This is a genomic window from Diaphorobacter sp. HDW4A (genome assembly GCF_011305995.1).
GTDB lineage: Bacteria > Pseudomonadota > Gammaproteobacteria > Burkholderiales > Burkholderiaceae_C > Diaphorobacter_A.
Window position 1 is genome coordinate 459,894 of sequence record NZ_CP049910.1, and the last position, 19,937, is coordinate 479,830.

Here is a 19,937-nt window from a genome sequence, read left to right on the forward strand (position 1 = left end):
TCGGCCCTTGCTCGTTGCCGGGTCTTTCTTCACTCGCTTTTTTTTCTTCAGCCGTGTCTAGCTCCGTAGATCATCAAAACAATTTCAATCTGCTGCGTCTGCTGGCTGCCGTGGCCGTGTTGTTCAGCCATGGATCCTATCTCTACCATCTGCAAATGCCGATTCCGTTTATGGGGCACAGCCTTGGTTCGGCGGCAGTGTGCGTCTTCTTTGTCATCAGCGGATACCTGATCGCCCAGAGTTGGGAGCGCAGCGTTGGATGGCTGGATTTTGCTGCCAAGCGGGTGGGGCGCATCTACCCAGGGCTGATTTGCGTCACTGTGTTTTCCATTGCAGTGATTGGCGCACTGATGACGACTTGGCCGCAGACGGCGTATTGGGCCAGTCCTGTCACGTGGAGCAATTTCTTGAACAACGCGGCGGGACTGGCGACGGTGCAGGTGCTGCCGGGGGTATTCGAGAACAACCCGTTTGCGCGTGCGGTCAATGGCTCGTTGTGGACGATCCGCTATGAGCTCGCGATGTATCTGCTGCTTGCCTTGGTATCGCTGACGCTCATCCGTTGGTGGCGCTGGGCTTACGTTGCCATGGCGTTGACGCTGGTGTCCATCTGGTTGCTTGCGACGGGACTCGACTGGCCTGATGCGCCGGCAGCCGCGTCACAATGGTTCAAAGAGCTGTGGTCGCTTCGGCAGTTCACTTCACTTGGCGTCTATTTCTTTGTCGGCAGTGCGTGGGCGAGGGCTCGATGGAGGGTGCACTGGTGGCATGGGCTGCTGGGCGCGGTGGCGCTGGTCGCGGCACGCTGGTCCACCGATTTCCTGTGGGTGCAGACGGGTGTCTGGATCGGGCTGAGCTGCCTGAGTATGTATCTGGCCTTCGCCGGAGCCGCTTGCATTCGTGGCAGACCTCGGGCGGATCTTTCCTACGGAACCTATATCTACGCGTTTCCGATCCAGCAGGGGGTGACGCAGATATCACTGGTACAAGGTTGGTCGCTGGAGGTCTGCGTTGCGCTGTCGCTGGTGTTGACTCTTGTGCTCGCGGCCTTGTCGTGGTTCTGCATTGAGAAGCCTGCGCTGGAATGGATGCGGACGTGGTTGTCGAGGCGGAAAGAGATTGCGTCGAATCGGCTGGTCAACTCGGGCGACATGACTTCATCGTGATGTGGGATTCATGGCGTCGCGCACCAGCGCCATCAACGCCGAGAGCACAGGCGAGCGGGCATTTACCTCTTTGGCGCAGGCCATGATCAGGTCGATGGTGGGGGCAGAGCCCACCAGAGGACGCGAGACCACGGTTCGCGGGGTGAAGGTCGCTGCATAGGCCGGAAGCAGCGCGTAGCCAAAGCAGCCGGCCACGAGGTTCATGCTCATGAGGATGTTGGATGACGCCTGGATTTCCCCGGCCCGCACGCCGTGGCGGTGCAGATAGGCTTCGGTGAGTTCGCTGAGCGCGCCGCTGAAGGATGCGTCGGTGCCGATCTGGGGCAGCAGGTGCAGGCGCTTCGGTTGGATCTTCGCCGATCTGGCGAGGACGTGGCGGTTGTGCATGAAGACGCGCAGGGGATCGCTGAGGATGACCTCGCAGAAGATTTTTCCGGAGGCCAGCGGTGGCCGGGTGAAGGCGATGTCGATGTCTCCGTTGGTCAGCGCCACCAGTTGCTCGGGCGGGGTGAGGCTCTTGAGCACCACCTGCACACGTGGATATTGAAGGCGCAGGGCGGGGAGCACCACGGGGAAGATCTGGACCTCGGCGGAGGGGACGAAGCCGATGCTCAGGCTTTCCCTTGTCTTTTCTGCGGCGGAGCGCGTGCGGGCCACCGCGTACTCGACCTGACGCAGCACCTGACGGGCTTCATCGAGAAACACGGCCCCCACCGTAGTCAATTCCACCTTTCGTGGATTGCGGGTGAGAAGCGTGAACCCAAGCGAATCCTCCAGATTGCGGATCTGTTCGCTCAGCGAGGGCTGGGAGGTGTGCAGCCGCTCGGCCGCGCGGGTGAAACTGAGCTCTTCGGCCACGGCAACGAAGTAGCGCAGGCGACGGAAGTCCATCAGTCTTCCAGTGAGAGAGGACGTGTCTCGGGACTACCCGATTCGGGTGATCTGACGTTTTTGTGCATCGCAATATCCGATCTGCCAAGCGCTTGGAGGTCAGCAATTTTTCCGTCGAAATCGCTACCGTGTGTTGATGCCGCTCCAAGAAGTGGCTCGGCATGCATCGGACTTTCCGATCATGAGAGAGGAAGAAAGTATTTCACGCGGCAGGGGGCCGTCCCTACTATTTCCGGACTGAATCAACGGGCCGAGAGCCCCCAAGTGAGGAGACACCATGGAGATCAGTTCAAAAGACATCGAGGGAATGGTCGATGTCCATACCGGGCGCATTCATCCCGCCATCTATGCCAATGCCGAGCTCTACGAACTGGAGCTCGAGCGCATCTTCGGACGCACGTGGCTGTTTCTCTGCCACGTCAGCCAGATACCGAAGGGGGGTGATTTCTTCAACACCTACATGGCGGAAGATCCCATCGTCGTCGTGCGGCAGAAAGATGGTTCCATCAAGGCATTCCTGAACCAGTGCCGCCATCGCTCGATGCGCGTTTCGCATGCGGACAGCGGCAACACCAAGGCCTTCACCTGCCCCTACCATGGCTGGAGCTACGGAGTGGATGGTGCTCTGGTCAATGTGCCGCTCGAGCCCAAGGCCTACCCGCAGGGGCTGTGCAAGGAAAAGTGGGGCCTGCGCGAGGTGACCCGGGTGCGTGAGTACAAGGGGTTAATCTTCGGCAACTGGGACCCGGAGGCTCCCGAGCTTGAAGAGTACATGGGCGACATCGCGTGGTACCTGGACGGTGTGCTGGACCGCCGCGAGGGCGGCACCGAGATCATCGGCGGTGTGCAGAAATGGACCATCGACTGCAACTGGAAGCTGCCAGCGGAGCAATTCGCATCGGACCAGTATCACGCGCTGTTCTCGCACGTCTCGGCGGTACAGGTGCTGGGCGCGAAGCCCGATGGGGATGATCGGCATCTGGGATCGGGCCAGACGGCAAGGCCTGTCTGGGAGACGGCCAAGGACGCAGTGCAGTACGGCGAGCGCGGACATGGCAGCGGATTCTTCTTCACCGAGCGTCCTGATGCGAACGTGTGGGTTGATGGTGAAGTGTCCCAGTATTTCCGTGACACGGTGGACGAGGCGCGTGAACGTCTGGGAGAGGTGCGGGCGCTGCGTCTGGCGGGGCATAACAACATGTTCCCCACGATGAGCTGGCTCAACGGAACGGCCACGCTGCGCGTGTGGCATCCGCGCGGGCCGAATCAGGTGGAAGTCTGGAATTTCTGCATCGCCGACAAGGCCGCGCCGGAACAGGTTAAAGAGGCTTTCGAGCGCAGCGAGACACGGGCCTTCGGTCCCGCAGGCTTTCTGGAGCAGGACGATTCCGAGAACTGGACGGAGATCCAGAAGGTGCTGCGCGGCAAGTTCGCGCGCTCGACCAAGCTGTGCCTCGAGATGGGGCTGGGCAATGAACGCATGCGCGACGACATGCCCGGTGTCACCAACTACATCTTCTCGGAGACCGCTGCGCGCGGGCTCTACAAGCATTGGGTCGATCTGCTGGTGTGCGACACCTGGGCCGAGGTGCACGAAAGAAGCCGCAGCTACGAACTGGAGTTGGTCAAATGAATGCAGCCGTCATCGAAACCCCTGAAATCCCTGAGGACTCCATTGCCCCATCGCCCGCGTTGGACGCCGTTCTTCATCACGAGATTACGGATTTTCTTTATCTGGAGGCCGAGTTTCTGGACGACTGGAAATTCCGCGATTGGCTTGGCGTGATGGCCAATGATGTCCGCTATTTCATGCGCAGCACCACCAACGCGCAGACCCGGGATCGCCGCAAGAGCGTTCAGCCGCCGACCACATGGATCTTCAACGAGACATGGAGTCAGCTCGAACGCCGCATCGCGCGTCTGGAGACCGGAATGGCGTGGGCCGAGGAGCCGCCTTCGCGCACGCGCCATCTGGTCACCAATCAGCGCATCTGCGCGGCGGCCGATGGCGATGGTTACGAGGTGCGCTGCAACTATGTACTGCACCGCTCGCAGAAGGAGCGCGATTTGAACACCTACATCGGCAAGCGCGTGGACCGGATTCGCCGCACCGCTGGCACGGCCCATGGCTGGCAGATCTACTTTCGTGAAATCACGCTGGATCAGGTGGTGATCACTTCGCACAACCTGAGTGTGCTGTTCTGAAAAAAGTGAGGGGGTGAGGGAATGACGAACACGGTTGTTGCATGCGAGGTCGGTGCGGTCGACGAGGGCGGGGCGCTCAAGATCGATGTGAACGGCCTGGAAATTGCGCTGTTTCACATCGGTGGAGAGTACTTTGCGGTGGATGACCGGTGCAGCCACGGAAACGCGTCGATGTCCGAAGGCTATGTCGAGGACGATGGCACCGTCGAGTGCCCACTGCATGCGGCGAGGTTCTGTGTGCGCACTGGCGTGCCCCTGTGTCAGCCCGCCACCGATGCCATTCGGACCTATCCCGTGACACTCGTTGACGGCAAGGTCTGCCTGACGCTGGAGGTGACGACATGAGCCATATGAACGGCTGGTTGCAGGACCAGGTGGTACTCATTACGGGCGGAGGCTCTGGGCTGGGCTGGGCCATTGCGGAGCGCTTTGTGCAGGAGGGCGCGCGCATTGCGATATTGGAGCGATCTCAGGAGAAGTGTGACTCACTTGTGCGCCATTTCGGCGATGAGGTCGTCGCGGTGCAGGGCGATGTCAGAAGCCCGGAGGACAACGCGAGAGCGGTCGAGGCCGCCGCCGCGCAGTTTGGAAGACTTGATTGTTTCATCGGCAATGCGGCGATCTGGGACCACGGTGCGAGCGTGCTGGACACCGATGCAGCATCGCTGGCGGCGGGGTTCGACGAATTGTTCGCGGTGAACGTCAAGGGCTACCTGCTTGGGGCGAAGGCGGCTGCGCCCGAGTTGGTCAAGAGCGAGGGCTGCATGATCTTCACGATGTCCAATTCGTCGTTCTACCCCGGCGGCGGCGGGCCGCTGTATACGGCGAGCAAGCACGCGACGGTGGGGCTTATCCGCCAACTGGCCTATGAGCTTGCGCCCAAGGTGCGGGTCAACGGCGTCGGCCCTTGCGGCATGAATACCGATCTGCGTGGCCCGCAGGCACTTGGACAGGAGGGGCGACGCATCATGGATTCACGCTCGCCCGATGCGATCAAGGCGATCCTGCCGCTGCAGTTCTTTCCGTCGCCCGAAGATTTCGTGGGGCCGTTCGTGCTGCTGGCCTCGCGCCAGAACAACCGGACGCTGAGTGGCGTGATGATCCAGGCCGATGCGGGGCTGGGTATTCGTGGAATTCGCCATGTGGCTGGTGGTTTGTCGCTGTAGTAGCGTGACCTGCCAACGGGAGTCGCATCATGAGTGATCCATTCAACGCGCGCGTGGTGATTCTCGGCGCGGGGCAGGCGGGTGCCATGGCCGCGATGGAGCTGCGCAAGCTCGGTCATGTCGGAACGATCACGCTGGTAGGCGAGGAGAGTCATCCACCTTACGAGCGTCCGCCGCTGTCCAAGGATGCACTGGTGCATCCGGAGGGCGCTCGGGTGCTGATTCGGGAGGCTGCGCATTATTCAAGCATTCAGGTCGATCTGAAACTGGGCATGCGCGCGGTGGAAATTGTCGCTGAACTGCGCCGAGTGCTACTGTCCGACGGAACTTGGCTGGACTACGATTTTCTGATTCTCGCCACCGGTTCGCGTGCCCGTCGACTGCCACTGCTCGACGTGTTGGGGGAACGGGTGCATGTGTTGCGCACCATGGCGGATGCGACGCGCCTGCGCTCGCAGCTCGTGAGCGGGGTGCGGGCCGTGCTGGTAGGGGCCGGGGTCATCGGACTCGAGTTGGCTTCGAGTCTGGTCGAGTTGGGCCTGCGGGTGGAAGTGGTGGACCCCGCATCGCGTGTCATGTCGCGCAACGCGCCCGAACCCGTCAGTCGTCTGCTGCACGATACGCATGTGCAGCGGGGTGTGCGTTTTCATCTGGGTACTTCTGCGGAAGCTGTGACCAGTCACGCTCATGGCATTCGTCTGTCATTGTCAAACGGCATGGAGGTCGAGGGCGATCTGGTGATCTATGGCATTGGTGCGGTGGTGGACGACGCCTTGCCGCGAACCGCCGGTGTCAACATCCTGAACGGATCGGTGGTGGTCGACGCGCGTTGTCAGACTTCAGTGCCCGGAATGTTGGCTGCCGGAGACGTCACCGTGACGGTCGATGCCAACGGCCGTTGGCGTCGACTGGAAACATGGGAGAACGCCAACACGCAGGCGGTCACTGCCGCTCGCACCTTGCTGGGGCTGGAATCCGAGCCACTGCCGCCGCCGTGGTTCTGGACCGACCAATGCGGCATGAACGTGCAGTTTGCGGGGGACATGGGCGCAACTGATTGGATTCGGCGCGGTGATTCGCTCGCAAGCAGCTTCATGTTCTGGGGGCTGAACGAGGGTGTCGTCACCGGGGCCGTCACAGTCAATCTGGGGCGCGAGATGCGCCCCGCGAGAGAGCTGATTGGCAAGCGAGTGTCCGTGCCCATTCAGTCGCTGGTTGACACACAGGTGAGTCTGCGGCAGCTTGCGAAATCAGCGGCATCCACGGTGTAGGCGGGGGGCGCGCTAGGAACCCTAGGCGAACTGAATGTCGGCTCTCCCGTCCTCCACTACAAACTTGGCCAGTTCGCGTACGGCGCTCTCGGCACGCAGCGGGTCGGCCACGGCGTTGAGCGTGGTGGTCCATTGACCGGGCGTGATGTCGCAGAGGCCGTAGCCGCGTTCCTCGCTGCGGGCGAAGAGCACGTGCGGGTTGTGTTGGCGGATGGCGTCGACCTTGTCTTGTGTGGTGCCGGAGCGAGAGCTGATCGAGGTGCCGCAGAATTCGCTGGCGATGACGCGCGGCTTCTTGCCGTCGCGTTCGCGGGCGTTGACGGCTTCGACGTTGCAGACGTAGTTCTGGTGGATGTCGCCGCCGAGAAAGACCGTGTTGCGTGGTGGGTGGGCGTCGATGGCGCGGATCAGGCGGTCACGGGCGGGGGGGTAGCCGTCCCAGCTGTCGGCGGATTGTGTGCCCGACGGATAGGTGCGCGGCGAGAACAGCGTCTGTTGGGCTATTACGCTCCAGCGCGGATTGTGGCTTTGTGCGTCGGCGAGCAGGCCTTGCTCCAGCCAACGTTCCTGATCGGTGCCGAGAAAGCTGCGTGCGGGATCGAGCAGTTCAGCGCATTTGTCGGGGTGTACCGCGCTGGCGGCGCCGTCCATCTTGCGGCAGGCTTGCCGGTCGCGGTACTGGCGAGCGTCGAGCAGATGGATGTTGGCGAGGCGTCCCCATTGCAAGCGCCGGTGAAGCTGCAGACTGTGAAAGCCGTCGTTGGCTGCCAGCGTCGAGGCGCGCAGCGGCATATGCTCGTAGAACGCCTGCCAGGCGGCGGTGCGCATGAGCAAAAAGTCGGGCGTCATTCCGCCCTTGCCTTGGCTGGCGGTATAGTCGTTCTGCACCTCGTGGTCGTCCCAGGTGACAGTCCATGGGGCGACGGTGTGTGCCAGCTGGAGATCGGGATCGCTTTTGTGCAGCGCGTAGCGGTCGCGGAAGTCGGCTAGCGTGTGCGGCAGGTGCAGGTGATGTATGCGCGCCATGCCCTCGGGATTGGCGGGGGAGGCGTACTCGTACATGTAGTCGCCAAGAAACAGCACCAGATCGGGCGATTGCGTGGCCGCGTGTCGCCAGGCGGAATAAAAACCATGTTCCCAACGTTGGCATGAGGCGTAGATCACGCGCAGGTGTTCGGGCAACTCGTGCGCGGCCGGGGCGGTGCGGGTGCGCCCGGTGGCACTGACCGCGTCGCCATGCATGAATCGATAGAAGTACCAGCGGCCGGACGGCAGGCCGCGTACCTCCACGTGCACACTGTGGGCGAAGAGCGGGTCGGCATTGGCCGTGCCGCGTGCGACGATCTGCCGGAACTGCTCGTCATTCGCGACTTCCCAGCGCACGGTCTGGGTGCTGAGCGCGTTCAACATCTCCAGTGGCAAGGCCGTACCTGCGGGTGGAGCGGCTGTTGGCAGCAACCGGGTCCAGAGCACGAAACCGTCGGGCGATGGGTCGCCGCTCGCGATGCCGAGACTGAACGGGTTGTGTTGGAGTTTTGCGTTCTGCGACCATGCCCAGCGCGGCAGCGTGGACATGGCGGAGAGCTGCGCGGCGCGGATCAGCCACAGGCGGCGGGAGGTTGTCGTCAACATTTCAGGGGGAATGCATGGCTCGTGGGACACTCACGATACCGCGAATCTGACCCTGTGCGACCCGGCAGGAAGGGCAAACAACCAGAGTTCTTTCATGAACACGTATCACAATGATGGGCTGACGTTCTGCCCAATCTACAATCCGGTATTCAGCATTTGAGACCATGAAGATTCTCATTTCCAACGACGACGGCTATCAGGCTCCAGGCATTGTGGCTTTGTACGATGCCCTCAAGACCATTGCCGATGTGGAGGTTGTCGCTCCCGAGCACAACAACAGCGCCAAGTCGAACGCGCTGACCTTGCATTCGCCGCTCTATGTGCACAGCGCTGCCAATGGCTTTCGCTATGTGAACGGCACGCCTGCGGACTGCGTGCACATTGCGCTCACCGGGCTACTGGGTTACAAGCCGGATCTGGTCGTTGCTGGCATCAACAACGGCGCCAACATGGGCGACGACACGATTTACTCGGGCACCGTCGGGGCGGCCATGGAAGGCTATCTGTTCGGCATCCCGGCGATTGCCTTCTCGCAGGTCGACAAGGGTTGGGGCGAGCTGGACGCTGCAGCCGCCAAGGCACGCGAATTCGTGCAGCAGCTCGAGGCAGGCAAGCACCTGGGCGGCGTGCCGTGGCTGCTCAATGTGAATATTCCGAACATGCCCTTTGAGGTGCTCAAGCCCATGCGCGTGTGCCGCTTGGGCCGTCGCCATGCAGCCGAACGCGTGATTGAGCAGCAGAGTCCGCGCGGCGAGACCATGTACTGGATCGGCAGCGCGGGTGCAGCCTTCGACGAGGCGGAAGGGACGGACTTTTACGCCACTGCACATGGACATGTGTCAATGACGCCGCTCAAGGTCGATCTGACTGACCACGAGCGCGTGGGCTACTGGGGGCAATCGCTGCAGCAGCCCGGCAAGGAGCCCGCATGAACCAGCAGCGCCGACCGGGTTTCCCGGCTCGCCTGCCGAGCGCCAGCCCAAGCCCGGGTGCATTGACCGGTGGCATCAAGCCGGTGATGGGCAATCCGGCGCGCGTCGTGCCACGGGTGGCACCGGCTCCTGCGGGTGTGGGGCTGGATTCGTCGACCGTGCGAGAACGCATGGTGCGACGCCTCGCCGACTCGGGCATTGGCTCGGCTCCGGTGCTCGCGGCCATGGGGGCGATCGAGCGGCACAGATTTGTTGACAGTGCGTTGGTCAATCAGGCATATGAAGATACAAGTTTGCCGATTGGTCTGGGGCAAACGATCTCAAAACCGAGTATCGTCGCGCGCATGGCGGAATTGCTCTTGGGCGCGCCGGTGGTCAAGTCCGAGGGTCTCGGGCGGGTGCTCGAAATCGGCACCGGTTGTGGCTATCAGGCCGCAGTTTTGGGGAGAATTGCCAAAGAGGTGTATACCATTGAGCGGCTTCGTGCGTTGCACGAAAAGGCTCGTGACAACCTGCGCCCGCTCAGACTCACCAATGTGCATCTGATTCTGGGTGACGGCATGCTGGGCTACCCCAAGGGGGCACCCTACGCAGCCATCATCTCGGCGGCCGGTGGTGAAAAATTGCCTGAACAATGGTGTGATCAACTTGCCGTGGGTGGCCGCCTCGTCGCCCCCATGGCTGGCCCGGATGGTAAGCAGATACTTCTCGTGGTGGACAAGACCGCCGCGGGTCTCAAGCAAACCGTTTTGGAGGCCGTGAATTTCGTCCCCCTAAAATCGGGGGTCGCCTGAAGGAATGAAGTTATGAATTTATCGCGTAGTCTGGTAGCTTGGGCCTGCGCCGCATCGGCCACCATGCTGATGGTCGGCTGTACCAGTACCTCGGTGAACAGGGCTCCCGTCGAGGACCGTGGAACCTCGGTCGGCTCCGGGTCGTCGAGCTCCGGACAGAGCGGTACCCCCGCCATCGATCCCAAGACCCTTCCCGGTTACGAGAATATGGGCAAGCCTGGTTATTACACCGTCAAGCCGGGTGACACCCTGATCCGCATCGGCTTGGAATATGGTCAGAGCTGGAAGGACGTCGCACGTTGGAGCAATCTCGAGAACGCCAATGTGATCGAGGTGGGTCAGGTGTTGCGCGTGGTGCCGCCAGGGCAAAATCCGTCGACCACCACCGCAGCGACCGAGACCCGTCCCGTGAGCACGACTCCAACGGCACCGAAGGCCGCGGCCTCGGCTGCTGCGGCGGCCTCGGCCGCTTCTGCTGCTGCATCCGCTCCTGCGCCTACTCCAGCACCGACCCCCACTCCGGCGCCTGCCGCAGGGGGGGATGATCTGAACTTCATGTGGCCCGCGAGCGGTGGCTTGATCGCTGGCTTCGACGAAGCGCGCAACAAGGGCTACGACATCAGCGGCAAGGCCGGTGATCCGGTCATGGCGGCTGCCGATGGCCGCGTGGTCTATGCGGGTGCTGGCCTGCGTGGCTACGGCAACCTGATCATTCTGAAGCACAACAACACCTTCCTCACGGCCTACGCGCACAACCAGACGCTGCTGGTCAAGGAAGACCAGAACGTGCGCAAGGGCCAGAAGATCGCCGAAATGGGCTCTACCGACACCGATCGCGTGAAGCTGCACTTCGAGATCCGACGTCAGGGCAAGCCGGTTGATCCGTCGCGCTACCTGCCTTCGCGCTGATCCCCAAGACCTGACGAAGATCTTGGCAAGCAAGAAGAAGCCCGCAGCTGCCGCAACGCAGGTTGCGCAGCCGGGCAATGACATTGACGCAATCAACGGGCTGGGTGCAAACGCCAGCCCGATTGTTTTGCAGGAATCCGATGACGACAACGAGCCGGACGGCGCTGCGAGCGAGCCTGCCGAGGTCCGTGAGTTTGTCGTGTCCAGCGAGCAGCACCAGATCCGTCTGGACAAGGTGCTGACCGATTGCGTGCCCGAGTTTTCGCGCAGCTATCTGCAGCAGCTGCAGGTGGCCGGAGCGGTTGAGCTCAACGGCAAACAGGCTGTCAAGCCGGCGGCCAAGGTCGCAGCAGGCGACCGGCTGCGCGTCGAAATGCGGCCCACCCAGCAGAGCCAAGCGTTCAAGGCCGAGGATCTGCCCATCGACGTGGTTTACGAGGACGAGCATCTGCTGGTGGTGAACAAACCGGCGGGGCTGGTCGTGCATCCGGCTGCAGGCAACTGGAGTGGCACGCTGCTCAATGCTTTGCTGGGCCGCGACGAGCAGGCCCGCACGCTGCCGCGCGCGGGCATCGTGCACCGACTAGACAAGGACACCAGCGGGCTGATGGTGGTGGCGCGCACGCGTCTGACCATGGACGCGCTGGTGCGCATGATCGCCGCGCGCGAGGTGAGCCGTCAGTATCTGGCGATTGCTCACCGCCCGTGGGTGGGAGCGCGTGAGCGCTATGTGAATGCGCCCATTGGGCGTGATCCACGCAACCGCCTGCGCATGGCCGTGGTCGAGCTGGATCGTCATCCGGGCAAGACCGCGCAGACCGACATCTCCGTGCTCGACAGCGTGGAAGAGGGTTGCTTCGTGCGCTGTACGCTGCACACCGGGCGTACCCACCAGATCCGTGTGCATATGGCTTCGGTCCATCATCCGTTGCTGGCGGACACGATGTATGGTGGACGGTCGGTGGGTGAGATGAACCGGCAGGCGCTGCATGCCTTCAGGCTCGCGTTTGCACACCCGGTGACTGGCAAGGAGTTGGTTTTTCACGCCGAGCTACCCGAAGACATGCGTGGCGCGCTTGATTTCTGGGGGCTGCGTTACAATACGCAGATGCTGTCGACACCCGGTTGATGGATTCACCTCCGGGATTTCAGCAAAGTCTTTCTATCGCGGCAGATAGCGCCGCATGCGTTCTCTCTTGTCGAGCCGCTGCCGGTTTTCTTGGCGCTGCTCCTTTCCCGGAACTGCGGAACCATGAATACGCTGGATGCCAAACGGGTTCTTGAAACCGCGTTGATCTGTGCACAACAGCCCGTGACCGTACGTGAATTGCGCGTGCTGTTTGACGATGTGCTGGGCGCCGACACCATCAAGGGCCTGCTGACTGATCTACAACTCGATTGGGCACAACGCGGAGTGGAGCTGGTGCCTGTGGCCACTGGCTGGCGCTTTCAGAGCCGACCCGAGATGCGTGAGTATCTTGATCGGCTGCACCCTGAGAAACCGCCGCGATATACACGCGCAACGCTGGAGACTTTGGCGATCATTGCATATCGTCAACCGGTCACCCGGGGTGACATTGAAGACATACGCGGTGTGACGGTGAACAGCCTGATCATCAAGCAGTTGGAGGATCGCGGTTGGGTGGAGGTGATTGGTCACCGCGAAACAGTGGGTCGTCCCTCGCTGTTCGCCACGACACGGCAGTTTCTGGATGATCTCGGATTGCAGTCGCTCGACCAACTCCCGGTGCTGGAGAGCACGGCCACGCAGACTGCCATGCTTGACGCGCTGGGCACAGAGGCGCAGGAAGACGCGCTTCAAGGCAATCTGCTGGACACGGGCGCTGAAGGCGAGGTTGCGGAGTCGACACCAGAGGCGGTGGACGGCGTACTGAGTCCGCTCACTCCGGAGGGCGAATTGCCTCTGGAGTTTGCCGATTCCGCGATGGGCGAGGTGATGGCTGAGGCGTCGGATCTGGCGCAGGCAGTGGACGAGTCCACCGAGCGCGCAGAACAGAATGAAGTGGCCGAGGGGGGGCTGGGTTCATTGCCAGCGCCTACTGGCGGGCAGGACGAGTACAGCGAAATACAGGATGCACAAGCCGAGACGGAAGCCGTCGCGGCTGTTGCCGAAGAAGACAACCTAGATACGACGACGGATACGCAAGTACCCCCAACACAACCGCCTTCGGGCGAAAGCGTTGCGCAGGAGTCGACCGGGCAGGAGCTGCAAGAGCCTCCTCGTTCCGGCGAAGATGACGACGACGCGGAAAAGAAGATATGAACGATTCAACAGAACAACCTGCCGATGAGCAGAACCCAGTGCCGACTGCGGCGCCGGAAGAGAAAAAGCCGCGCCGCCGTCGCACGACCAAGGCACAGGCCGACGAAGCTGCCATCGCCGAAACAGCCGCTCCAACTGAGGCTGTGGCGGAGTCCGTCGACGGGGAAGAAAAGCCCAAGCGCAAGCGCGCTCCACGAAAGCCCAAGGCGGCTGAGGTGGAGGCGGATGTGCAAGTGGCTGCTAAGCCATCTGCGGCAGATGTTGACACGGTGATAGACAAGGCCGAGAAGCCGCCGCAGGTGACCGCCCCTGTCATGGAAGCAGAGTCTGTGCCCGCTGGATTGATCGCTGATGTATCTCCAGTCGAAGCCGGTGAATCCGAAGAGCAGCAGGCTTCGCCACTTGACGGCGAGCGCCGCAATCGCAATCAGCGCGGCAACGATCGCGGTCGCCAGCGCAATGACAATCGCGGTGAACGCAATGACCGTGGCGGTGAGCGCCGTGACGGCCGCCGTCCTTCGCAGGCTGTTGGCGGGGCCGAAGATGGCTACCAGTTTGCCGACGTGGTGTCGGGGCAGATGGACCGCGACGAGGAGGACGAGACCGTTGCTCCGACCAAGCGCGTGCTGCCGCCGCAGGCCGAAACGCCCAAACTGCACAAGGTGCTCGCGCAGGTGGGGTTGGGCTCGCGTCTGGAGATGGAGCAGTTGATCCTTGAGGGGCGTATTTCCGTGAACAACGAGCCGGCCCACGTGGGCCAGCGCGTGCAGTTCGGAGACCAGATCAAGATCAACGGCAAGCCGATCCGCTATCGCATCGCACCGCCGCCGATGCGTGTGTTGGCGTATCACAAGCCTGTGGGCGAGGTGGTTACGCACGACGATCCTCAGAATCGCCCAACAGTTTTCCGAAAGTTGCCCCGTCTTGTACAGGGCAAATGGCAGTCAGTCGGTCGTCTGGACTTGAATACCGAAGGTCTGCTGCTGTTCACCAGCTCTGGCGAACTGGCCAACAAGTTGATGCACCCCCGTTTCGGCTTGGAGCGTGAATACGCTGTGCGCGTGCTCGGCGCGCTGAGCAACGAAGAAAAGGACCGCCTGCGCGAAGGCGTGCAGCTCGAGGACGGCATGGCCTCGTTCGGCTCCATCGAGGATGGCGGCGGCGAAGGAGCGAACCAGTGGTATCGCGTCACCATTTCCGAGGGGCGCAACCGCGAAGTGCGTCGGATGCTGGAAGCCGTTGGACATGCTGTGAGCCGACTGATCCGCATCCGCTACGGCGCGATGATGCTGCCTCGCGGCTTGAAGCGCGGTGCCTGGATGGAGCTCGATGAGCGCGACATCCGCGCCTTGGTCGCGGCGGCCGGTGCCGATGAGGTGATGGATAACCGCACGGGTGGCAATGCCGACACACGTGGTGGTGCGCAGGGCCAAGGCCAAGGGCAGGGCCGCGGTGGCAATAACCGCCGTGGCGGCGGCGGTTTGCGCAGTCCGCTCGGCAATGGTGGCCGTGGTGGCAATCGCCAAAACCAAGGCGACGGTCAGGGCGGACAGCGCGAAGGGGGTAGTTATTTCGCTCAGGACCGTGCCTCCACCGGTGATCGCAAGCAGAGCAATCGTGGTCGCGGCGGCAAGTCCGGTGGCGGTTCTTCGCAGCCCGATCCGATGAAGACGTCGGTCGGCTACATCGGCAGCGACAGCTTCTCGCGTCAGCGCCAGCAGCAGCGTAACAACGGTCCGCGCCGTCGCGATCGTTAAGTTTTCATGACGGTGAAATGCAGGGGCGCGAAGATTTCGCGTCCTTTTTGCATGCGTTTTGCGTCTCTTCGGAGGCGTCGCATTTCACCCATTGCAAAAAGGCCTTCGCCAAGGTTTTGGCGAAAAGCTAAAATACCCGGTTTTGCTCTTCGGGCAAAAAAGTCCACACTTCAACAGGAAACCATTAAATGGCTATCGAACGTACCCTCTCCATCATCAAGCCCGACGCAGTTGCGAAGAACGTGGTCGGTCAAATCTACGCACGCTTCGAAGCTGCCGGCCTGAAGGTCGTGGCCGCTCGCATGGCTCACCTGTCGCGTCTGGAAGCCGAGCAGTTCTACGGCGTTCACAAAGAGCGTCCTTTCTTCAAGGATCTGGTGGACTTCATGATCTCCGGTCCTGTGATGATCCAAGCTCTGGAAGGCGAAAACGCCATCCTGAAGAACCGCGAACTGATGGGTGCCACCGATCCTAAGAAGGCAGCTCCCGGCACGATCCGCGCTGACTTCGCTGACAGCATCGACGCCAACGCCGTGCACGGCTCCGACGCTGCTGAAACAGCGGCTGCCGAAGTGGCTTTCTTCTTCCCGGGCATGAACATCTACGCTCGTTGATTCGGGAACTGCGCGGGATTGGGGTAGTCTCACTCTCGTGCAAGCTGGATTTTTTGAAACTCTTCTCTCCCGCGTGGACATGGACTGGTTTGCGTTATGACCACGAATCTTCTTGACTTTGACTTGAACGGCCTCACCGCTTACTGCGAAGGTCTGGGGGAGAAGCGTTTCCGCGCCACGCAGCTGTTTCGCTGGATTCACCAGCGTGGTGCGAGCGATTTTGACCAGATGAGCGATCTGGCCAAGTCGTTGCGTGAAAAATTGCGCGGTATCGCGCATGTCACGGCCTTGCCCGTGGTGACCGAACACATCTCCACCGACGGCACGATCAAGTGGCTGTTCGACGTAGGCGATGGCAATGCGGTCGAAACCGTTTTCATTCCCGAGGATGACCGTGGCACGCTGTGTGTCTCCTCGCAGGCCGGTTGCGCGGTCGGTTGCCGCTTTTGCTCGACGGGGCATCAGGGCTTCAGCCGCAATCTGACGACCGGCGAAATCATGTCCCAGCTCTGGTACGCCGAGCATTTCCTGCGCAAGCGCTTCAATACCGATGAACGCGTCATCTCCAATGTGGTGATGATGGGGATGGGTGAGCCGCTGCAGAACTATTCGGCGTTGGTGCCCGCATTGCGCGCCATGCTGGATGACCACGGTTATGGCATGTCGCGCCGTCGGGTGACGGTGTCCACTTCGGGCGTCGTGCCCTTCATGGACAAACTGGCACTGGATTGCCCGGTGGCGCTCGCCGTCTCGCTGCACGCGCCCAATGACGAGCTGCGCGACAACCTTGTGCCGCTGAACCGCAAATATCCACTCAAGGAACTGTTGCAGACTTGCAACCGTTATCTCGAGCACGCACCGCGTGACTTCATCACATTTGAGTATTGCATGCTCGACGGCGTGAACGATCAGGCGGAACATGCAAATCAGCTGATAGAACTGGTGCGCGGTCAGGGGGCAGACAATGTCTCCTGCAAGTTCAACCTGATACCCTTCAACCCATTTCCCGCCTCTGGGCTCAAGCGCTCCAGTGCGGCTCAGGTGACGACGTTTGCAAAAATGTTGTCCGATGCGGGTATCGTTACAACGGTGCGAAAAACCCGTGGTGATGACATCGATGCCGCCTGTGGTCAGCTGGCAGGCGATGTCCGGGATCGTACGAAGGTGGAGCAGCGCATGGCCAAGCTCCGGACCATCGAGCTCAAGCCGATCTCCTGAGATCCGGCCTGCGGCGTGAACAATACAAGGGGATCAGTATGAACGGTTGGGGCTTGGAATGGCGGCGAGCGGGGCTGGTGGGATGTACTGCAGCTACGGTGTTTGTCGCCACCATGGGCCTCAGTGGCTGCGTGAGCACGACCTCCACGAGTGAAGTCGATAGCAGTCAGATGGCCAATTCCGTTGATACCGATGTACGCCGCCGTGCCCGTATACGTCTCGAGCTCGCCGTCAACTATCTACAGGGCGGGCAACCGACGGTGGCGCTCGACGAGGTCCGTCAGGCGATCAATCTCGATTCCTCGTTTGTCGATGCCTACCATCTGCGTGGTCTGATCTACATGCAGCTGAATGACCTGAATCAGGCCGAAGACAGCCTCAATCGCGCGCAGAGCATGCGCCCGAACGATCCGGACATCATGCACAACCTTGGCTGGCTACTGTGCGAAAAGCAGCAGTTTGCGAAGGCCGAGGCCTTGTTCGATCAGGCGCTCGCGATGCCCTCCTATCAGTCTCGCAACAAGACGCAGATGTCCAAGGGCATCTGTCTGGTTCGGGCGGGCAAACCGGATCAGGCTGAACCGATCCTCACGCGCGCCTATGAACTCGATGCGGGCAACCCGATTCTTGGCTACGAAGTGGCGAAACTGAAGTTCGACAAGGGTGACCTCAAACGTGCACAGTTCTATGTGCGCCGCGTGAACAACGGCAATTTCTCCACCGCAGAGTCTCTGTGGCTGGGCATCAAGGTCGAGCGTGGGTTAGGCGATCCCGTGGCTGCGCGCCAACTCGCCGACCAGCTTCGCAAACGTTTCCCGGATTCCAAACAAATGCTGGCCTACGAGAGAGGGGCTTTCAATGAGTGAGCAGCAGGGCATGGGTGCCGCAGTGCCTGAAGACGACATGAACCAAGCTCAGTACGCGGGAGTCTCGGCAGGAGAAATTCTGCGTGATGCACGCGAGTCAGCAGGGGTGCATATTGCAGCGCTTGCCGTGGCGTTGAAGGTGCCGGTCAGCAAGATCGACGCGCTGGAAACGGGCCGCTATGACGAGTTTCCCGACAACGTTTTCATGCGCGCGCTGGCCGCCAGCGTGTGCCGCACGTTGAAGATCGAACCTGCGCCGGTGCTGGCACTGCTGCCATCCGGAGCTCCGCAGGCGCTCAATGTGACCCGCGGACTGAACGCATCGTTCAAGGATCCGACCGGCCGCTTCAAGATGGAAAGCTCGCTGGAGCGTCCCAACAAGTCGCGCTGGATCGGCGCTGCCGTGGTCGTGCTGCTGGTCGGTGCACTGGCGGTGGCATTCTTTCCGCACAAGGATTCATCCTCTGGCGCGGAAGGCCAGAGCAGTGCATCGACACCAGAATCCTCCGGCGACGCAGCTACGAATGAGCCGCGTGAGGCTGCTGCAGTGGCTGAGTCCGTGGCGAGCGAAACGGTGACCGTGGCTAGCCCGGCACCCACACCCATGCCCACCCCCGCCACGCCCGCTCCAGTGGCTATCCCGGCACCTGCTGCTCCTGCTGTGATGGCGGTGGCAAGTGCTGCGGTCGCTGGAGATGCATCCAGAGTTCTGGAAATCAAGGCGCGGGAAGCTTCGTGGGTCAAGATCGTGAGCGCTGTGAATGGCGTGGTGCTGCAGCGTGAACTGATGGCTGGTGAGACCGTTGTGCCGACAGGTGCGCCTCCGTTCAATGTGACTGTAGGCCGTCCGGACGCCACGGACGTCATCGTGCGCGGTCAGCCAATGTCGATGAGTAATTACCCGCGCGGCTCGGTCGCGCGTTTTGAGGTGAAGTAAAAATGTCCCTTTCGGATCAACCTGTTGCGATGTCGGCCCCCGCGGCCCGTCGATCGCGGCAGGCCAGGGTGGTGTGGGGTGACCGTGTAGTCACGGTGGGTGGTGACGCGCCGGTGCGCGTGCAGTCCATGACCAACACCGATACCGTGGATGCGGTGGGTACCGCGATTCAGGTCAAGGAACTCGCGCGTGCGGGCTCGGAGATGGTGCGCATCACCGTCAACACGCCGGAAGCGGCTGCGGCCGTGCCCTACATCCGTGAGCAGCTTGATCGCATGGGCGAGAACGTGCCGCTGGTGGGCGACTTCCACTACAACGGCCACCGCCTGCTTACCGAATTTCCGGATTGCGCCAAGGCGCTGTCCAAGTACCGCATCAACCCCGGTAACGTAGGCAAGGGCGACAAGCGCGACAGGCAGTTCGGTCAGATGATCGAAGCCGCCATCCAGTACGACAAGGCCGTGCGCATTGGTGTGAACTGGGGCAGTCTCGATCAGGAGCTGCTGGCCACCCTGATGGATGTGAACAGCCGCCGTGCGCAGCCTTGGGATATCAAGCAGGTGATGTACGAGGCGCTGATCACGTCAGCCGTCGACTCCGCCAAGCGCGCGCAAGAGATGGGCCTGAATGGCGACCAGATCATTCTGTCGTGCAAGGTCAGCGGCGTGCAGGATCTGATTGCGGTCTATCGCGCGCTTTCGAAGCGCTGCGACTATGCATTGCATCTGGGTCTGACCGAGGCCGGCATGGGCACCAAGGGCATCGTCGGGTCGACCGCTGCGCTGTCGGTGCTGCTGCAAGAGGGCATTGGCGACACCATCCGCGTATCGCTCACGCCCCAGCCGGGTGAGGCGCGCACGCAGGAGGTGGTGGTCGCTTCCGAAATTCTGCAGTCACTGGGTTTGCGCATGTTCGTGCCGAGCGTCACGGCCTGCCCGGGTTGCGGTCGCACGACCAGCACGACGTTCCAGGAACTGGCCAAGCAAATCGACGATTTTCTGCGTCTGCAGATGCCGGTCTGGCGTGGTCGCTATCCCGGTGTGGAAAAAATGAAAGTGGCCGTCATGGGCTGCATCGTCAACGGCCCCGGCGAGAGCAAGCATGCTGACATCGGCATCAGCCTGCCGGGCACGGGCGAGGCGCCTGCCGCGCCGGTGTTCATTGACGGTGAAAAGGCGATGACGCTGCGTGGAGAGGGTATCGCCCAGGAATTCCAGCAGGTGGTGGAAGGCTATATCGCCAAACGTTTCGGCGGCGCCAATCCGGTGGTCTGAGGGCGCGGGAGCAGAGAAACG

The 19,937-nt window shown here is 61.7% G+C and carries 19 protein-coding genes; 17 read left to right on the forward strand and 2 right to left on the reverse strand.

Annotation, left to right across the window (positions count from 1 at the left end; genetic code table 11):
- Positions 1–53: 53 nt before the first annotated feature.
- Positions 54–1,166, forward strand: coding sequence for an acyltransferase (locus tag G7047_RS02045; protein ID WP_256376808.1), 1,113 nt, complete (start codon positions 54–56; stop codon positions 1,164–1,166).
- On the opposite strand, the gene G7047_RS02050 is transcribed toward G7047_RS02045, so the two are convergent.
- On the reverse strand, positions 1,158–2,057 hold the full coding sequence (locus tag G7047_RS02050; protein ID WP_166300262.1) for a LysR substrate-binding domain-containing protein: 900 nt from the start codon (positions 2,055–2,057) through the stop codon (positions 1,158–1,160). The genes G7047_RS02045 and G7047_RS02050 overlap by 9 nt on opposite strands.
- A gap of 277 nt (positions 2,058–2,334) precedes the next feature.
- On the opposite strand from G7047_RS02050, the gene hcaE reads away from it, so the two are divergent.
- Genes hcaE through hcaD form a run of 5 tightly spaced genes read left to right on the forward strand, consistent with a single transcriptional unit; the run spans position 2,335 to position 6,699 of the window.
- Positions 2,335–3,690, forward strand: a complete 1,356-nt coding sequence (gene hcaE, locus G7047_RS02055) for a 3-phenylpropionate/cinnamic acid dioxygenase subunit alpha (RefSeq protein ID WP_166300264.1) — start codon at positions 2,335–2,337, stop codon at positions 3,688–3,690.
- Positions 3,687–4,262, forward strand: coding sequence for a 3-phenylpropionate/cinnamic acid dioxygenase subunit beta (gene hcaF / locus G7047_RS02060; RefSeq protein WP_166300266.1), 576 nt, complete (start codon positions 3,687–3,689; stop codon positions 4,260–4,262). Before hcaE ends, hcaF begins: the two co-directional genes overlap by 4 nt.
- A 21-nt stretch (positions 4,263–4,283) precedes the next feature.
- Positions 4,284–4,607 (forward strand): 3-phenylpropionate/cinnamic acid dioxygenase ferredoxin subunit, encoded by a 324-nt coding sequence (gene hcaC, locus G7047_RS02065; RefSeq protein ID WP_166300268.1) that lies wholly within the window; start codon positions 4,284–4,286, stop codon positions 4,605–4,607.
- On the forward strand, positions 4,604–5,428 hold the full coding sequence (gene hcaB, locus G7047_RS02070; RefSeq protein WP_305793616.1) for a 3-phenylpropionate-dihydrodiol/cinnamic acid-dihydrodiol dehydrogenase: 825 nt from the start codon (positions 4,604–4,606) through the stop codon (positions 5,426–5,428). Before hcaC ends, hcaB begins: the two co-directional genes overlap by 4 nt.
- 29 nt (positions 5,429–5,457) lie before the next feature.
- A complete protein-coding gene (gene hcaD, locus G7047_RS02075) occupies positions 5,458–6,699 on the forward strand; it encodes a 3-phenylpropionate/cinnamic acid dioxygenase ferredoxin--NAD(+) reductase subunit (protein ID WP_166300270.1) in 1,242 nt (413 codons plus the stop codon).
- Between the two features lie 21 nt (positions 6,700–6,720).
- Here hcaD and G7047_RS02080 read toward each other — a convergent pair whose 3' ends face one another.
- Positions 6,721–8,331 (reverse strand): alkaline phosphatase, encoded by a 1,611-nt coding sequence (locus G7047_RS02080; RefSeq protein ID WP_166300272.1) that lies wholly within the window; start codon positions 8,329–8,331, stop codon positions 6,721–6,723.
- A gap of 164 nt (positions 8,332–8,495) precedes the next feature.
- On the opposite strand from G7047_RS02080, the gene surE reads away from it, so the two are divergent.
- The 11 genes from surE (at position 8,496) to ispG (ending at position 19,916) form a co-directional block, all read left to right on the forward strand.
- Positions 8,496–9,263, forward strand: coding sequence for a 5'/3'-nucleotidase SurE (surE, locus tag G7047_RS02085; RefSeq protein WP_166300274.1), 768 nt, complete (start codon positions 8,496–8,498; stop codon positions 9,261–9,263).
- On the forward strand, positions 9,260–10,057 hold the full coding sequence (locus G7047_RS02090; RefSeq protein WP_166300276.1) for a protein-L-isoaspartate(D-aspartate) O-methyltransferase: 798 nt from the start codon (positions 9,260–9,262) through the stop codon (positions 10,055–10,057). The genes surE and G7047_RS02090 overlap by 4 nt, the downstream gene beginning before the upstream one ends.
- Before the next feature lie 12 nt (positions 10,058–10,069).
- Complete coding sequence (locus G7047_RS02095; RefSeq protein ID WP_166300278.1) at positions 10,070–10,966, forward strand: peptidoglycan DD-metalloendopeptidase family protein; 897 nt, start codon at positions 10,070–10,072, stop codon at positions 10,964–10,966.
- A gap of 82 nt (positions 10,967–11,048) precedes the next feature.
- Entirely contained in the window at positions 11,049–12,095 is a 1,047-nt protein-coding gene (locus tag G7047_RS02100; protein ID WP_166311816.1) for an RluA family pseudouridine synthase, read from the forward strand.
- Between the two features lie 123 nt (positions 12,096–12,218).
- Complete coding sequence (gene scpB / locus G7047_RS31025; protein ID WP_166300280.1) at positions 12,219–13,250, forward strand: SMC-Scp complex subunit ScpB; 1,032 nt, start codon at positions 12,219–12,221, stop codon at positions 13,248–13,250.
- On the forward strand, positions 13,247–15,007 hold the full coding sequence (locus G7047_RS02110; RefSeq protein ID WP_166300282.1) for a pseudouridine synthase: 1,761 nt from the start codon (positions 13,247–13,249) through the stop codon (positions 15,005–15,007). The genes scpB and G7047_RS02110 overlap by 4 nt, the downstream gene beginning before the upstream one ends.
- Before the next feature lie 188 nt (positions 15,008–15,195).
- Positions 15,196–15,621, forward strand: coding sequence for a nucleoside-diphosphate kinase (ndk, locus tag G7047_RS02115; RefSeq protein ID WP_166300284.1), 426 nt, complete (start codon positions 15,196–15,198; stop codon positions 15,619–15,621).
- Between the two features lie 96 nt (positions 15,622–15,717).
- Positions 15,718–16,839, forward strand: a complete 1,122-nt coding sequence (gene rlmN, locus G7047_RS02120) for a 23S rRNA (adenine(2503)-C(2))-methyltransferase RlmN (RefSeq protein WP_166300286.1) — start codon at positions 15,718–15,720, stop codon at positions 16,837–16,839.
- A 38-nt stretch (positions 16,840–16,877) separates the two neighbouring features.
- Complete coding sequence (gene pilW / locus G7047_RS02125) at positions 16,878–17,705, forward strand: type IV pilus biogenesis/stability protein PilW (RefSeq protein WP_166300288.1); 828 nt, start codon at positions 16,878–16,880, stop codon at positions 17,703–17,705.
- Positions 17,698–18,642: a helix-turn-helix domain-containing protein gene (locus tag G7047_RS02130; RefSeq protein ID WP_240939342.1), complete on the forward strand. Its 945-nt coding sequence runs from the start codon at positions 17,698–17,700 to the stop codon at positions 18,640–18,642. Before pilW ends, G7047_RS02130 begins: the two co-directional genes overlap by 8 nt.
- Positions 18,643–18,644: 2 nt before the next feature.
- Positions 18,645–19,916 carry a flavodoxin-dependent (E)-4-hydroxy-3-methylbut-2-enyl-diphosphate synthase gene (ispG, locus tag G7047_RS02135; RefSeq protein WP_166300290.1) on the forward strand — a complete coding sequence of 424 codons (1,272 nt, stop codon included), beginning with the start codon at positions 18,645–18,647 and terminating at the stop codon, positions 19,914–19,916.
- Positions 19,917–19,937 lie beyond the last annotated feature (21 nt).

Bases quoted from the DNA above. Each gene is read 5' to 3' on its own strand.
- G7047_RS02050 (WP_166300262.1), bottom strand. From the start codon at position 2,057: ATGGACTTCCGTCGCCTGCGCTACTTCGTTGCCGTGGCCGAAGAGCTC.
- hcaE (WP_166300264.1), top strand. From the start codon at position 2,335: ATGGAGATCAGTTCAAAAGACATCGAGGGAATGGTCGATGTCCATACC.
- hcaF (WP_166300266.1), top strand. From the start codon at position 3,687: ATGAATGCAGCCGTCATCGAAACCCCTGAAATCCCTGAGGACTCCATT.
- hcaC (WP_166300268.1), top strand. From the start codon at position 4,284: ATGACGAACACGGTTGTTGCATGCGAGGTCGGTGCGGTCGACGAGGGC.
- hcaB (WP_305793616.1), top strand. From the start codon at position 4,604: ATGAGCCATATGAACGGCTGGTTGCAGGACCAGGTGGTACTCATTACG.
- hcaD (WP_166300270.1), top strand. From the start codon at position 5,458: ATGAGTGATCCATTCAACGCGCGCGTGGTGATTCTCGGCGCGGGGCAG.
- G7047_RS02080 (WP_166300272.1), bottom strand. From the start codon at position 8,331: ATGTTGACGACAACCTCCCGCCGCCTGTGGCTGATCCGCGCCGCGCAG.
- surE (WP_166300274.1), top strand. From the start codon at position 8,496: ATGAAGATTCTCATTTCCAACGACGACGGCTATCAGGCTCCAGGCATT.
- G7047_RS02090 (WP_166300276.1), top strand. From the start codon at position 9,260: ATGAACCAGCAGCGCCGACCGGGTTTCCCGGCTCGCCTGCCGAGCGCC.
- G7047_RS02095 (WP_166300278.1), top strand. From the start codon at position 10,070: ATGAATTTATCGCGTAGTCTGGTAGCTTGGGCCTGCGCCGCATCGGCC.
- scpB (WP_166300280.1), top strand. From the start codon at position 12,219: ATGAATACGCTGGATGCCAAACGGGTTCTTGAAACCGCGTTGATCTGT.
- G7047_RS02110 (WP_166300282.1), top strand. From the start codon at position 13,247: ATGAACGATTCAACAGAACAACCTGCCGATGAGCAGAACCCAGTGCCG.
- ndk (WP_166300284.1), top strand. From the start codon at position 15,196: ATGGCTATCGAACGTACCCTCTCCATCATCAAGCCCGACGCAGTTGCG.
- rlmN (WP_166300286.1), top strand. From the start codon at position 15,718: ATGACCACGAATCTTCTTGACTTTGACTTGAACGGCCTCACCGCTTAC.
- pilW (WP_166300288.1), top strand. From the start codon at position 16,878: ATGAACGGTTGGGGCTTGGAATGGCGGCGAGCGGGGCTGGTGGGATGT.
- G7047_RS02130 (WP_240939342.1), top strand. From the start codon at position 17,698: ATGAGTGAGCAGCAGGGCATGGGTGCCGCAGTGCCTGAAGACGACATG.
- ispG (WP_166300290.1), top strand. From the start codon at position 18,645: ATGTCCCTTTCGGATCAACCTGTTGCGATGTCGGCCCCCGCGGCCCGT.